Raw genomic sequence first — 14,292 nt, forward strand, 5'->3', positions numbered from 1 at the left:
CCAACATACCTATTATATGTTTGTTTATCACATTTTTGAATGGCTTTCATAATCATATTCTATATTTAATAATTGAAATAAATCTGTAACAAACCATTCCACGAACAATATGTAACCCCTTTCCCCATTCAACTTCTCCTGAAATCCGGAAAAGCTATCAAATAGACTACAGACAGACCAAAAATCATGATAAAATGGATACTGAGGTGAAAGTATTGACAAATCAATTTTTATACAGTGACACGAATAAACGTTACCATACATGGAATTATCATCTGCAACAACATTTCGGCGAAAAGATTTTCAAAGTAGCCATCGATGGCGGTTTTGATTGCCCAAACCGCGACGGCACTGTCGCACGCGGCGGCTGCACCTTCTGCACCGTTTCCGGATCCGGCGATTTTGCCCAGGACAGGGTCGATCCGCTGCCAGTCCAATTGCGCAAAGGCATTGATATGATGCACAAAAAATGGCCGAATGTTAAAAGCTACATCGCCTATTTCCAGAACTTCACCAATACGCACGCACCGGTTGACATTCTGCGCCACCGCTATGAACAGGTCGTAAACGAGGACGGCGTGGTCGGCATCATGATTGCAACGCGCCCGGACTGCCTGCCGCCGGAAACAATCGCGTACTTAGCTGAACTGAACAAGCGCTATTATATATGGGTGGAATTGGGACTTCAGACCATCCATGAGGAGACAAGCAAAATCATCAACCGCGCGCATTCCTATGATACCTACCTGAAGGCGGTCGATGAACTTCGTGCGCACAATATCCCGGTGTGTACCCATCTCATCAACGGTCTTCCGGGAGAAACTCATGACATGATGATGGAGAGCGTCAAACGTGTTATCCTGGATTCGGACATTCAAGGCATCAAAATCCATTTACTGCATTTGATGAAAAACACTAAAATGCTTCGGGACTACCATCAAGGACGGCTACGTTTGTTAGAGAAAGACGAATATGTTGGGCTTGTCTGCGATCAGCTCGAAGTCATTCCGGAAGAAATCGTCATACACCGGATTACGGGAGATGCTCCGCGTGACACGCTTGTCGGCCCGATGTGGAGCCTCAAAAAATGGGAAGTGCTGAACGCAATCGACCATGAGCTGGAGCGCCGCAGTACCTATCAAGGAATCCACAATATCAGAAATAAGGGTGAGGAACATGTTATTGTCCGCAGTGGACTTCAGTCATAGTTTGCTGAAGGAAACAGTCTGCAAAGGAGATTTAGTCATTGATGCCACTGTCGGAAACGGCAGCGATACCGTCCTTTTGGCTACACTGGTCGGTCCGACAGGCAAAGTGATCGGTTTTGACGTCCAGAAACAAGCCATCGAAAATACTGCACAAAAACTATTGTTGGCAGGACTGACGGATCAGGTTACCCTTCTTCATCAAGGGCATGAAACCCTTGGGGATGTGCTGGCCGACAATGCAAAAATCGGCGGTGCCATCTTCAACTTAGGATACCTGCCAGGATCCGATAAAACGATCATCACCAAAAAAAATACGACCATCCGTGCCATCGAAGCCTTGCTCCCGAAATTGCGGATCGGCAGTTACATTCTCTTAGTCGTGTACAGTGGGCATCCTGGCGGCATGGAAGAGAAGAATGCCCTGCTTGATTACTGCAGTAGCTTGAATCAATCCTTATTCAAGGTACTGCAGTACGGCTTCATCAATCAGATCAATCATCCGCCGTTCTTGATTGCCATCGAAAAAAAGAAAACTCCTTACATGAAATAGAAAAAAGGAAAGCGTTCCGGCAAATGACCGCAACGCTTTCCTTTTTTTGCTTGCTTTTATTTGTTCGCTTGAACATATGAAAGCAAAGCTTCTGTTTTGTCTGTCTTTTCCCAAGTGAAGTCAGCATCTTCACGGCCAAAATGTCCGTAGGCTGCCGTCTTTTTAAAGATAGGACGACGCAGATCCAACATTTGAATGATGCCAGCTGGCGTCAAGTTGAAGTTTTTGCGCACTGCCTCTATCAAAGTGGCTTCGGGATATTCGCTTGTACCGAATGTATCGATCGCAATCGATACTGGTTCAGCAACTCCGATCGCATAGGCCAATTGGATTTCACATTTTGTCGCCAATCCAGCCGCAACAATGTTCTTCGCAATGTAACGGGCCGCATAACTTGCAGAACGATCCACTTTTGTAGCATCCTTACCTGAGAAAGCACCGCCACCATGACGCGCATACCCACCATAAGTATCAACGATGATTTTTCTCCCAGTCAGACCGGAATCGCCTTTAGGTCCTCCAATGACAAAGCGACCAGTAGGATTGATGAAGTATTTCGTATCAGCATCCAACAAGGCATCGTCGATGACCACATGGATGACATGCTCCAAAATATCTTTTTTCAATTGTTCCAACGTGACATTCTCATCATGCTGCGTGCTCAAAACGATTGTGTCCACACGTTTCGGTTTGCCGTCTTCGTCGTATTCCACGGTGACTTGCGTTTTTCCGTCCGGTCTTAAATATTCCAAAGTACCGTCTTTGCGGACTTCAGATAAACGTTTCGCTAATTTATGACTAAGCGAAATAGGTAATGGCATCAGTTCTTCCGTTTCGTTGATGGCAAAACCGAACATCAACCCTTGATCCCCTGCCCCGATTTCATTGTAGTCCGTAGTCACCAGTTCTCTGCGCTCCAGTGATTCGTTGACACCGATTGCGATATCGTCGGATTGTTCGTCCAAGGATACCATAACGGCCAAATTATCCGCATCGAAACCAAATTTACCCCGCGTATAACCAATTTCAGTTACAGTATCGCGGACGATCTGCTGGATATTTACGTATGCGCTTGTCGTGATTTCTCCGAAGACAACCACCAGTCCGGTCGTGACTATCGTTTCGCAAGCAACACGCGCGTTTGGATCAGCAGCCAACAACGTATCCAAAATTGCATCGCTGATCTGATCAGCGATTTTATCCGGATGACCTTCCGTTACTGATTCTGAAGTAAATAATCTTTTTTCTACCATTTTTCATTCCCCCATTTTTTGGTTACAAGGCGTCTTCACATATTGTGAATCCTATCGGGATATTGCAATTAGCCTCTGAAATGCAACATGTCTAATATACGCTATCATCGCTAAAAAAGCAACATAAAATAAGAAGATTTCATCTTTGTATCATAGATGACGCAAACAAATACTGATGTAAATATTTTACGTCAGCTTTTTTCAATCCTGACATCGCTTGACATCGCAAAGACGTTAACCTATGATGAATTTGCGCAATAGATACGAGATGAAACACACTCTATCATTAATAGAGAAGGAAGAGATTATGCTGACAATCCAGAAACAATTCATGAATCTTATGCACAATACCTTTTTGTCGATGCTGACAGCCCCGTTGACGCTGCTTCTTTTCGGGGCATGGAGAGGAACGACTTTCAACGGTCCCAACTATCTGTTACTATTTATACTTTATCTTTTTTTGCTTTTTTCCCATGCCTTGGAACGCCTACTTTCAAAAAGAGAACATTCCAAAAGAAAGCTCCCCTATAAAATGATTTTGGTTTTAGGGTTTCTCTCAATCGTAATGCTGACCATCATATTTTATCTATCGAATATAGTCCTGACTGCGGTTCTTTTCCTGTATTTAATTTACCTGATCTTACAGTTTTATCCTTACAGTATGGCAAATACATTTTACGAAGTAATGCTGCAGCCTTTCTTTAAGGTGCTTATTCTTTCATCAGTATCTTTTTTTTCGCAGGCAAACTTTATTCCGTTACAGCTTCAATACGAAGTACTTCCAATGATCCTGTTCCATATTTTTTGTTTGATACAGGTCCAAATTAAGAATACTACATACAGCAATCAGCCAAATTCTTATTATCAAGAACTACTATTAGAGCATTCAAATTTTCTAAGAATGACCACTTTTCTGCTTCCCTACGCGGCAGGTATTCTCCAGATAGTTAATCTCAACAGCCCACTATGGGCCATAAGCTTATTCGGATTATCTATCCTAATGGTTTTCCCTTTATTCAAGAGAACACTTCAAAACGATCTCAGAATCGAACAATATTTAACTAACTATGCTTTTCTTTTCACACTAAGCTACTCATTATTATTTTTGGTCTAAGAAAAACAGGCATATGCGTCCTTCGACTGATGCATCTACCTGTTTTTTTGCAGGAATAGCTTTGTGGGTTCTTCATTCAGCCCTGAATAAGCAAACACTTATCACTTTTCCGAAGGGCTTACACGTGAAGCTGGCCATAAAATTTGATTGCATGAAACATGTTGTGAATCTGTGAAACACCTACGGTGACGCACTTTTCAATTCGAAAAATTTTATGCTTTCCCAATTATTAAAAAAAAACACTCAGAAGAGTGCTTTTCGATGATGATCCGTACGGGAATCGAACCCGTGTTACCGCCGTGAAAGGGCGGTGTCTTAACCGCTTGACCAACGGACCATAAATATACTAAAAAGAAAATCAGAACCAATTGCGGGGACAGGACTTGAACCTGTGACCTCCGGGTTATGAGCCCGGCGAGCTGCCAACTGCTCCACCCCGCGATAATAATAATAATAATAAAAGGAGGATAAGGGATTCGAACCCTTGCGCGCTTTTACACACCTGACGGTTTTCAAGACCGTTCCCTTCAGCCGGACTTGGGTAATCCTCCAAAGTTTATAATGATCCGTACGGGAATCGAACCCGTGTTACCGCCGTGAAAGGGCGGTGTCTTAACCGCTTGACCAACGGACCATCTTATTTATTTTTCTGATAAAGCTACGGAGAAGGAGGGATTTGAACCCTCGCGCCGCGTTAACGACCTACACCCTTAGCAGGGGCGCCTCTTCAGCCACTTGAGTACTTCCCCATAACAAGAAACGTTCTATTACTGTTTGTGCTTTATCAATGGGCCTAAATGGACTCGAACCATCGACCTCACGCTTATCAGGCGTGCGCTCTAACCAGCTGAGCTATAGGCCCTTCTTAAAAAAAGCGGGTGAGGAGAATCGAACTCCCGACATCAGCTTGGAAGGCTGGGGTTTTACCACTAAACTACACCCGCATGGCGGCTCCGACGGGATTTGAACCCGCGATCTCCTGCGTGACAGGCAGGCATGTTGACCCCTACACCACGGAACCATGCGTTAAACTTTTATGAGGTTACACTGTGGGCTTTCGCCCAAGTGTATCATGCTTGTAAGCTACTGAAGCAGCGACAATCATGACAATTGCGGGGACAGGACTTGAACCTGTGACCTCCGGGTTATGAGCCCGGCGAGCTGCCAACTGCTCCACCCCGCGATAATGAATAATAAGGAAACACTGTGAGATTACGCTCAAGTGTATCATGTCTGTACTGTCGCTAAAGCACCAACAGCCATGACAATGGCCGAAGGCCCCTAAAGGAGGATAAGGGATTCGAACCCTTGCGCGCTTTTACACGCCTGACGGTTTTCAAGACCGTTCCCTTCAGCCGGACTTGGGTAATCCTCCATAAGCTGATACATTTTTTCATGGACCTTGCAGGACTCGAACCTGCGACCGGACGGTTATGAGCCGTCTGCTCTAACCAACTGAGCTAAAGGTCCGAAGCAAGGCATTATAGCGGCGAAGGGGGTCGAACCCATGACCTCCCGGGTATGAACCGGACGCTCTAGCCATCTGAGCTACACCGCCAATAAATAAAAAAAATGGAGCCTAGCGGGATCGAACCGCTGACCTCCTGCGTGCAAGGCAGGCGCTCTCCCAGCTGAGCTAAGGCCCCATAATTTTAGTTATCGGGAAGACAGGATTCGAACCTGCGACCCCTTGGTCCCAAACCAAGTGCTCTACCAAGCTGAGCTACTTCCCGAAGTATTCTGTTAATGCACCCAACAGGAGTCGAACCTGTAACCGCTTGATTCGTAGTCAAGTACTCTATCCAATTGAGCTATGGGTGCCTAAATGCCGAGAATCGGAATCGAACCGATACGGTGATCACTCACCGCAGGATTTTAAGTCCTGTGCGTCTGCCAGTTCCGCCACCCCGGCATGTTACTGTTGTTTCTTTCATAAGGTCTGGCATAGTCCTTATGAAAGCGGAAGACGGGGTTCGAACCCGCGACCCCCACCTTGGCAAGGTGATGTTCTACCACTGAACTACTTCCGCGAATGGTGCCGGCTAAAGGATTCGAACCCTCGACCCTCTGATTACAAATCAGATGCTCTACCAACTGAGCTAAGCCGGCGTATTCAATTATGCGGGTGAAGGGACTTGAACCCCCACGCCTTGCGGCGCTAGATCCTAAATCTAGTGCGTCTGCCAATTCCGCCACACCCGCAAATGAGTTATGCAGGGCTCGAACCTGCGACCCTCTGATTAAAAGTCAGATGCTCTACCAACTGAGCTAATAACTCATGGATGGAGGTTGACGGGATCGAACCGCCGACATCCTGCTTGTAAGGCAGACGCTCTCCCAGCTGAGCTAAACCTCCATGATATAAATATAAATGCGCGGCAACGTCCTAGTCTCACAAAGGGAAACCCTTCACTACAATCGGCGCTAAGAAGCTTAACTTCTGTGTTCGAGATGGGAACAGGTGTGACCTTCTTGCCATCGTCACCGCACATTTTTAATTAGAGAACGTTGTTCTCTCAAAACTGAATCTACAAAAGTAAAGGGATTCCGAAAACACCACTTGAGTTTTCTTCTTTTTAAAAATTGGTTAAGTCCTCGACCGATTAGTATTGGTCCGCTCCATACATCGCTGTACTTCCACTCCCAACCTATCTACCTGATCATCTCTCAGGGGTCTTACTCACTTAAAGTGATGGGAAATCTCATCTTGAGGGGGGCTTCACGCTTAGATGCTTTCAGCGTTTATCCCGTCCACACATAGCTACCCAGCGATGCTCTTGGCAGAACAACTGGTACACCAGCGGTGTGTCCATCCCGGTCCTCTCGTACTAAGGACAGCTCCTCTCAAATTTCCAACGCCCGCGACGGATAGGGACCGAACTGTCTCACGACGTTCTGAACCCAGCTCGCGTACCGCTTTAATGGGCGAACAGCCCAACCCTTGGGACCGACTACAGCCCCAGGATGCGATGAGCCGACATCGAGGTGCCAAACCTCCCCGTCGATGTGAACTCTTGGGGGAGATAAGCCTGTTATCCCCAGGGTAGCTTTTATCCGTTGAGCGATGGCCCTTCCATGCGGAACCACCGGATCACTAAGCCCGACTTTCGTCCCTGCTCGACTTGTAGGTCTCGCAGTCAAGCTCCCTTCTGCCTTTACACTCTACGAATGATTTCCAACCATTCTGAGGGAACCTTTGGGCGCCTCCGTTACATTTTTGGAGGCGACCGCCCCAGTCAAACTGCCCGTCTGACACTGTCTCCCTGCTCGCTAAGAGCAGCGGGTTAGAGTGGTCATATCACAAGGGTAGTATCCCACCGTTGCCTCCTCCGAGACTGGCGTCCCGGTATCTTCGGCTCCTACCTATCCTGTACATGTGATACAAACACGCAATATCAAACTGCAGTAAAGCTCCATGGGGTCTTTCCGTCCTGTCGCGGGTAACCAGCATCTTCACTGGTACTATAATTTCACCGAGTCTCTCGTTGAGACAGTGCCCAAATCGTTACGCCTTTCGTGCGGGTCGGAACTTACCCGACAAGGAATTTCGCTACCTTAGGACCGTTATAGTTACGGCCGCCGTTTACTGGGGCTTCAATTCAAAGCTTCGCTTGCGCTAACCTCTCCTCTTAACCTTCCAGCACCGGGCAGGCGTCAGCCCCTATACGTCATCTTTCGATTTTGCAGAGACCTGTGTTTTTGATAAACAGTCGCTTGGGCCTATTCACTGCGGCTGACCTTGCGGTCAGCACCCCTTCTCCCGAAGTTACGGGGTCATTTTGCCGAGTTCCTTAACGAGAGTTCTCTCGCACACCTTAGGATTCTCTCCTCAACTACCTGTGTCGGTTTGCGGTACGGGCAGTTACTTTCTCACTAGAAGCTTTTCTTGGCAGTGTGACATCAGGAACTTCGCTACTAAATTTCGCTCCCCATCACAGCTTGTCCTTGAGAGAAAAAGCATTTCACTCGTTCTCAGACTTGCTGCTTGGACACACATTTCCGATCGTGTGCATTCCTTAGCCTCCTGCGTCCCTCCATCGCTCAAACAAAAGCAACTGGTACAGGAATATCAACCTGTTGTCCATCGCCTACGCCTATCGGCCTCAGCTTAGGTCCCGACTAACCCTGGGAGGACGAGCCTTCCCCAGGAAACCTTAGTTATTCGGTGGACGGGATTCTCACCCGTCTTGCGCTACTCATACCGGCATTCTCACTTCTAAGCGCTCCACCAGTCCTCACGATCTGGCTTCGATGCCCTTAGAACGCTCTCCTACCACGGAACCCATTGGGTTCCATCCACAGCTTCGGTGATCTGTTTAGCCCCGGTAAATTTTCGGCGCAGGGTCACTCGACTAGTGAGCTATTACGCACTCTTTAAATGATGGCTGCTTCTGAGCCAACATCCTAGTTGTCTATGCAACCCCACATCCTTTTCCACTTAACAGATACTTTGGGACCTTAGCTGGTGGTCTGGGCTGTTTCCCTTTTGACTACGGATCTTATCACTCGCAGTCTGACTCTCGGATCTAAATCAATGGCATTCGGAGTTTATCTGAATTCGGTAACCCGAGAAGGGCCCCTAGTCCAAACAGTGCTCTACCTCCATGATTCGCATATCCGAGGCTAGCCCTAAAGCTATTTCGGAGAGAACCAGCTATCTCCAAGTTCGATTGGAATTTCTCCGCTACCCACACCTCATCCCCGCACTTTTCAACGTGCGTGGGTTCGGTCCTCCAGTGCGTATTACCGCACCTTCAACCTGGACATGGGTAGGTCACTTGGTTTCGGGTCTACGACCTCATACTTATTCGCCCTATTCAGACTCGCTTTCGCTGCGGCTCCGTCTTTTCAACTTAACCTCGCATGAAATCGTAACTCGCCGGTCCATTCTACAAAAGGTACGCCATCACCCATTAACGGGCTTTGACTACTTGTAGGCACACGGTTTCAGGTACTGTTTCACTCCCCTTCCGGGGTGCTTTTCACCTTTCCCTCACGGTACTGGTTCACTATCGGTCACTAGGGAGTATTTAGCCTTGGGAGATGGTCCTCCCGGATTCCGACGGAATTTCTCGTGTTCCGCCGTACTCAGGATACTGGTAGAGCTGATTTGGATTTCGCATACGGGGCTATTACCCTATGTTGCGCAACTTTCCAGTTGGCTTCTGCTATCCATTGCAGTCTCATGTCCCAGTCCTACAACCCCAAAGAGCAAGCTCTTTGGTTTGGGCTTTTCCCGTTTCGCTCGCCGCTACTAAGGGAATCGAATTTTCTTTCTCTTCCTGCAGGTAATGAGATGTTTCAGTTCCCTGCGTGTTCCTCGATACACCTATGTATTCAGTGTAACGTAATATCCTATCAAAGATATTGGGTTGCCCCATTCGGAAATCTCCGGATCAAAGCTTACTTACAGCTCCCCGGAGCATATCGGTGTTAGTCCCGTCCTTCATCGGCTCCTAGTGCCTAGGCATCCACCGTGCGCCCTTATTCACTTAACCTATGGTTAAGCTCGCCATTGCTGGCTTGCTAACTTATTTCGTTAAAAACTCATTTAAGTCAACTTAAAACGCGGTAAAATGTTTAGGTTTCTTACTTTATTTTTGTAGTATTCAGTTTTCAAAGAACAACTTTTTTCTTGCTTGAGAGATTGATCTCTCAAAACTGAACAAAGAATGATTGGACCAAGCAAGGATTCCATTATATTCCTTAGAAAGGAGGTGATCCAGCCGCACCTTCCGATACGGCTACCTTGTTACGACTTCACCCCAATCATCTGTCCCACCTTAGGCGGTTGGCTCCATAAAGGTTACCTCACCGACTTCGGGTGTTACAAACTCTCGTGGTGTGACGGGCGGTGTGTACAAGACCCGGGAACGTATTCACCGCGGCGTGCTGATCCGCGATTACTAGCGATTCCGGCTTCATGCAGGCGAGTTGCAGCCTGCAATCCGAACTGAGAATGGCTTTAAGAGATTCGCTTGACCTCGCGGTCTTGCTGCTCGTTGTACCATCCATTGTAGCACGTGTGTAGCCCAGGTCATAAGGGGCATGATGATTTGACGTCATCCCCACCTTCCTCCGGTTTGTCACCGGCAGTCTCATTAGAGTGCCCAACTGAATGCTGGCAACTAACAATAGGGGTTGCGCTCGTTGCGGGACTTAACCCAACATCTCACGACACGAGCTGACGACAACCATGCACCACCTGTCACTTTGTCCCCGAAGGGAAAGTCCTATCTCTAGGATTGTCAAAGGATGTCAAGACCTGGTAAGGTTCTTCGCGTTGCTTCGAATTAAACCACATGCTCCACCGCTTGTGCGGGTCCCCGTCAATTCCTTTGAGTTTCAGCCTTGCGGCCGTACTCCCCAGGCGGAGTGCTTAATGCGTTAGCTGCAGCACTGAAGGGTGGAAACCCTCCAACACTTAGCACTCATCGTTTACGGCGTGGACTACCAGGGTATCTAATCCTGTTTGCTCCCCACGCTTTCGAGCCTCAGCGTCAGTTACAGACCAGAGAGTCGCCTTCGCCACTGGTGTTCCTCCATATATCTACGCATTTCACCGCTACACATGGAATTCCACTCTCCTCTTCTGCACTCAAGTTCCCCAGTTTCCAATGACCTTCCACGGTTGAGCCGTGGGCTTTCACATCAGACTTAAGGAACCGCCTGCGCTCGCTTTACGCCCAATAAATCCGGACAACGCTTGCCACCTACGTATTACCGCGGCTGCTGGCACGTAGTTAGCCGTGGCTTTCTGGTCAGATACCGTCAAGGCCGGAGCAGTTACTCTCCGACTTGTTCTTCTCTGACAACAGAGTTTTACGATCCGAAAACCTTCTTCACTCACGCGGCGTTGCTCCGTCAGACTTTCGTCCATTGCGGAAGATTCCCTACTGCTGCCTCCCGTAGGAGTTTGGGCCGTGTCTCAGTCCCAATGTGGCCGATCACCCTCTCAGGTCGGCTACGTATCATCGTCTTGGTGAGCCATTACCTCACCAACTAACTAATACGCCGCGGGTCCATCCATAAGCGACAGCACAAAGGCCGTCTTTCCTTTCTCAATCATGCGATCAAGAAAACTATGCGGTATTAGCACCCGTTTCCGGATGTTATCCCCCTCTTATGGGCAGGTTACCCACGTGTTACTCACCCGTTCGCCACTATCTTCTCAGTGGAAGCAAGCTTCCATAGAAAAGACCGTTCGACTTGCATGTATTAGGCACGCCGCCAGCGTTCGTCCTGAGCCAGGATCAAACTCTCATGTAATGTGGGTTCTTGTACAGAAACCCTCATGAAAAGCTGAAAAGCTCTTAATTTCTTGCTGACTTTATGTTTGCGATACTACGTATCGCCTTCGTTTGCTTCGACCGAAGTCTAAGCTCCCTGCACATTTGGTTCGTTCATTCTTTGTTCAGTTTTCAAAGGTCAATCGCGCATCACGTATTACGTGATTGCTTATTCATAATATCACGGCCACCGCATCTTGTCAACAACTTTTAAAAAATAAATTCGAGCTATTCGACTGATGAATCAGCAACTTTCATATGATAACATCATTTTATCTTGATGTCAACAATGAATCTTATCTTGCCGTCGCCTTACAAAAGACAACTTCACAATACTATCATCATTTCAAATCCATGTCAAACAGATTTTGAAAAAAATGTATCGGATTACCGAGGAACTAAACTTTACCACAAAAATGTAAGCCTTGTCAACACAAGCGTATCAGCATCCTTATGGATCCGACATCCAATTTTGAATTGTTTAACAACTAACTTTTTTGGTTGTGCTGCTCCAGAGAAGCCCTCCTCTCCGGAAGTCCTGACAAGATCGATTCGAATTCCTCCGCCCTTAGGGTTCTGAACTACTACACAAGAAAAAAAGCGGACAACGAATTGTCCGCTTGAAGTAATTTACATCTTATAATCTGTCGTTTAATTCCTTAGCTAATTCTTCAAATCCAGGTTTGCCAAGAAGTGCAAACATATTCTTTTTGTAAGCTTCTACACCTGGTTGGTCGAATGGATTCACGCCGTTCAGGTAACCGGAGATGCCTACGGCGATTTCAAAGAAGTACACTAGATAACCTAAAGAATAAGCATCCATTTCAGGCATAGTGACTAACAAGTTCGGTACGCCGCCGTCTGTATGAGCCAACAATGTTCCTTGGTAAGCTTTTGTGTTTACGAAATCAACGTCTTTACCTTCAAGATAGCCTAAACCATCTAAATCTTCTGCACTTAAAGGAATATCGATTGTTTTGCGTGGCTTAGCAACTTTAACGACTGTCTCAAAGATATTTCTTTGTCCATCTTGGATAGATTGGCCGATTGAGTGCAAATCTGTCGAGAAGTTCGCACTGGTTGGATAAATTCCTTTTTGGTCTTTACCTTCAGACTCGCCGAATAATTGTTTCCACCATTCTGAAAGGTATTGCATACCTGGCTCATAGTTAGCCAAAATCTCAGTCACTTTGCCTTTACGGTAAAGGATGTTGCGGATAGCCGCGTATTGGTAAGCAACGTTGGTTGTCAAATCAGGATTCATGTATGCTTCACGGGCATCAGCAGCACCTTGCATCAATGCATCGATATCAGCACCGCTGACAGCGATCGGAAGAAGGCCAACTGGTGTCAACACAGTGAAACGTCCGCCGACATCATCAGGAATTACGAAAGTCTCGTATCCTTCCATGTCTGCTTCATGCTTCGCTGCTCCTCTTGCTTTGTCTGTGGTAGAGTAAATGCGTTTTACTGCTTCTTCTTTACCATATTTTTTGATCAACAATTCTTTGAAGACACGGAAAGCGATCGCCGGTTCAGTTGTTGTACCTGATTTTGAAATCATGTTAACTGAGAAATCACGATCTCCGATCACTTCGATCAAGTCAGCTAAATAAGTTGAGCTGATGCTGTTGCCTGCAAAGAAAATTTGTGGTGTTTTGCGGTCTGCAGTTGTCTGAACGTTGTAGAAAGTGTTGTTCAGGAAGTCAATTGCAGCACGGGCGCCTAAATAAGAACCACCGATACCGATAACAACCAAAACTTCTGAATCGGATTGGATTTTTTTCGCTGCCGCTTTGATGCGCGCGAATTCTTCTTTGTCATAATCTTTTGGCAGATCAATCCATCCAGTGAAATCGTTCCCTGGGCCTGTACCTTCACGAAGCGCTTTGTCAGCGGCTGTTACTTGGTACTGGATGTAGTCCAATTCATGTTGTGCAAAAAATTTCAAAGCTTTAGAGTAATCAAATTGAATATGTGACATTTAATATCCTCCTAATTTGTTTTTATAAAATGACTACTGATGGGAAATAAGGCACCTTAATGGTAGATAGGTACACTGTCCAATTCCAAATCAGTAAGTATTTCCGAGATTTCTGAAGATTTTTTCCATGCGAACTTGCCGGGTTCATTCAGCAAGCTGTCCAAATCAGAAGGTTTTTCTAATGAATCGAAAACAAACAAAGGCATGTTTTTGCCATTTCCTCTCATGTTCGTCAAGTCAAGCAATCGCAACGACTCAGATTCAATGCCAATATGCGCCAGTAACACTTCCATTATGGATCCTAAGGGAGATTTTCCACTTTCGGATAAGTTCACATTAGGTAGGCTGTAGGTTCCGTTTTCTGTATTGACCAGAAAGTACGTCTCCTCTGCATCATTTGTGACCATAACAGTCCCTGCCACTATGTTTTCTTTTATCATCATGAATGTCCCCTTTCATCGGAAGTCGTATAGACAGGATTATTTCCCGTCGATTTCCTAACTTTCTCGTCTTCTTTGGCCTCTTCGATCCAGGTCGGCATCATTTCTTTCAATGTCTCAAAACCGATTTGCGGTAAGTATCTTCTTTTTCTTTTCTTTCTTTTTGCCGGATAACACGGTGTGGCCAACTTTTCCATAGCCCTGAGAGACAGGCTGATTTTCCCTGTGTACTCATCAATGTCTATAATTTTGGCTTCTACTTTATCATCGATCTGAATGAATTCGTCCAGGTTGGTCACATATCCATGCCTACACTCGGATATGTGGATCAGGCCTTGCGTATTCTTGTCCAATGAAATAAAGACACCATATGATTGGATACCTGTTACATTGCCTTCAATTATGTCTCCGATTTTATATTCCATTTTCATCCATAATTCCCCTCACAGTACCG

Annotated in this window: 6 protein-coding genes, 21 tRNA genes, 3 rRNA genes and 1 riboswitch; of the genes, 2 read left to right on the plus strand and 28 right to left on the minus strand. The window is 46.4% G+C overall.

The genetic code is table 11. From position 1 onward, the window contains the following. The first annotated feature begins 215 nt into the window (after positions 1 to 215). Positions 216 to 1,208 carry a tRNA modification radical SAM protein MnmL/YtqA gene (gene mnmL, locus ACKPCD_RS09875; RefSeq protein ID WP_321433085.1) on the plus strand — a complete coding sequence of 331 codons (993 nt, stop codon included), beginning with the start codon at positions 216 to 218 and terminating at the stop codon, positions 1,206 to 1,208. Next, a complete protein-coding gene (gene mnmM, locus ACKPCD_RS09880) occupies positions 1,177 to 1,758 on the plus strand; it encodes a tRNA 5-(aminomethyl)-2-thiouridylate-methyltransferase MnmM (protein ID WP_321433086.1) in 582 nt (193 codons plus the stop codon). The genes mnmL and mnmM overlap by 32 nt, the downstream gene beginning before the upstream one ends. A gap of 56 nt (positions 1,759 to 1,814) precedes the next feature. Here the strand turns inward: mnmM and metK are convergent, their stop codons facing one another. The 28 genes from metK to ACKPCD_RS10020 form a co-directional block, all read right to left on the minus strand. Then, on the minus strand, positions 1,815 to 3,011 hold the full coding sequence (gene metK / locus ACKPCD_RS09885; RefSeq protein WP_068562627.1) for a methionine adenosyltransferase: 1,197 nt from the start codon (positions 3,009 to 3,011) through the stop codon (positions 1,815 to 1,817). Then, a riboswitch (SMK box riboswitch) is annotated at positions 3,009 to 3,084 on the minus strand. (Overlaps the previous gene by 3 nt.) Positions 3,085 to 4,390: 1,306 nt before the next feature. Beyond that, positions 4,391 to 4,462, minus strand: a tRNA-Glu gene (locus ACKPCD_RS09890). 31 nt (positions 4,463 to 4,493) lie between these two features. Further along, positions 4,494 to 4,566 (minus strand) — tRNA-Met (locus ACKPCD_RS09895). A gap of 20 nt (positions 4,567 to 4,586) precedes the next feature. Continuing rightward, a tRNA-Ser gene (locus ACKPCD_RS09900) sits at positions 4,587 to 4,676 on the minus strand. Between the two features lie 11 nt (positions 4,677 to 4,687). Next, positions 4,688 to 4,759: transfer RNA gene (locus ACKPCD_RS09905), tRNA-Glu, on the minus strand. A 27-nt stretch (positions 4,760 to 4,786) separates the two neighbouring features. After that, positions 4,787 to 4,874, minus strand: a tRNA-Ser gene (locus ACKPCD_RS09910). Positions 4,875 to 4,913: 39 nt separating this feature from the next. Further along, positions 4,914 to 4,987, minus strand: a tRNA-Ile gene (locus tag ACKPCD_RS09915). A gap of 11 nt (positions 4,988 to 4,998) precedes the next feature. Continuing rightward, positions 4,999 to 5,069, minus strand: a tRNA-Gly gene (locus ACKPCD_RS09920). A 1-nt stretch (position 5,070) separates the two neighbouring features. Continuing rightward, a tRNA-Asp gene (locus ACKPCD_RS09925) sits at positions 5,071 to 5,146 on the minus strand. Positions 5,147 to 5,235: 89 nt separating this feature from the next. Next, positions 5,236 to 5,308 (minus strand) — tRNA-Met (locus ACKPCD_RS09930). A gap of 102 nt (positions 5,309 to 5,410) precedes the next feature. Next, positions 5,411 to 5,500: transfer RNA gene (locus tag ACKPCD_RS09935), tRNA-Ser, on the minus strand. A 21-nt stretch (positions 5,501 to 5,521) separates the two neighbouring features. After that, positions 5,522 to 5,595, minus strand: a tRNA-Ile gene (locus ACKPCD_RS09940). A gap of 14 nt (positions 5,596 to 5,609) precedes the next feature. Next, positions 5,610 to 5,683: transfer RNA gene (locus ACKPCD_RS09945), tRNA-Met, on the minus strand. Between the two features lie 15 nt (positions 5,684 to 5,698). Continuing rightward, positions 5,699 to 5,771: transfer RNA gene (locus tag ACKPCD_RS09950), tRNA-Ala, on the minus strand. A gap of 13 nt (positions 5,772 to 5,784) precedes the next feature. Then, positions 5,785 to 5,858: transfer RNA gene (locus tag ACKPCD_RS09955), tRNA-Pro, on the minus strand. Between the two features lie 14 nt (positions 5,859 to 5,872). Further along, positions 5,873 to 5,946: transfer RNA gene (locus ACKPCD_RS09960), tRNA-Arg, on the minus strand. A gap of 5 nt (positions 5,947 to 5,951) precedes the next feature. Continuing rightward, positions 5,952 to 6,037 (minus strand) — tRNA-Leu (locus ACKPCD_RS09965). Positions 6,038 to 6,083: 46 nt separating this feature from the next. Further along, positions 6,084 to 6,155: transfer RNA gene (locus ACKPCD_RS09970), tRNA-Gly, on the minus strand. Between the two features lie 3 nt (positions 6,156 to 6,158). Next, positions 6,159 to 6,234, minus strand: a tRNA-Thr gene (locus ACKPCD_RS09975). A gap of 11 nt (positions 6,235 to 6,245) precedes the next feature. Continuing rightward, a tRNA-Leu gene (locus ACKPCD_RS09980) sits at positions 6,246 to 6,327 on the minus strand. Between the two features lie 3 nt (positions 6,328 to 6,330). Further along, positions 6,331 to 6,403, minus strand: a tRNA-Lys gene (locus tag ACKPCD_RS09985). Between the two features lie 5 nt (positions 6,404 to 6,408). Next, a tRNA-Val gene (locus ACKPCD_RS09990) sits at positions 6,409 to 6,481 on the minus strand. Positions 6,482 to 6,498: 17 nt separating this feature from the next. Further along, positions 6,499 to 6,614: ribosomal RNA gene (gene rrf, locus ACKPCD_RS09995) — 5S ribosomal RNA — on the minus strand. Positions 6,615 to 6,708: 94 nt separating this feature from the next. After that, positions 6,709 to 9,623, minus strand: a 23S ribosomal RNA gene (locus ACKPCD_RS10000). Positions 9,624 to 9,835: 212 nt separating this feature from the next. Then, positions 9,836 to 11,394: ribosomal RNA gene (locus ACKPCD_RS10005) — 16S ribosomal RNA — on the minus strand. The 16S, 23S and 5S rRNA genes sit together here with 21 tRNA genes alongside, the layout of an rRNA operon. 657 nt (positions 11,395 to 12,051) lie before the next feature. Then, the gene (locus ACKPCD_RS10010; protein WP_068561192.1) at positions 12,052 to 13,398 is read right to left on the minus strand and encodes a glucose-6-phosphate isomerase; all 1,347 of its coding nucleotides are present in this window, start codon (positions 13,396 to 13,398) and stop codon (positions 12,052 to 12,054) included. Between the two features lie 56 nt (positions 13,399 to 13,454). Then, complete coding sequence (locus tag ACKPCD_RS10015; protein ID WP_068561191.1) at positions 13,455 to 13,841, minus strand: hypothetical protein; 387 nt, start codon at positions 13,839 to 13,841, stop codon at positions 13,455 to 13,457. Then, entirely contained in the window at positions 13,838 to 14,269 is a 432-nt protein-coding gene (locus ACKPCD_RS10020; RefSeq protein ID WP_232309313.1) for a CvfD/Ygs/GSP13 family RNA-binding post-transcriptional regulator, read from the minus strand. Before ACKPCD_RS10020 ends, ACKPCD_RS10015 begins: the two co-directional genes overlap by 4 nt. Positions 14,270 to 14,292 lie beyond the last annotated feature (23 nt).

The organism is Trichococcus flocculiformis (assembly GCF_963662535.1).
Lineage (GTDB): Bacteria > Bacillota > Bacilli > Lactobacillales > Aerococcaceae > Trichococcus > Trichococcus flocculiformis.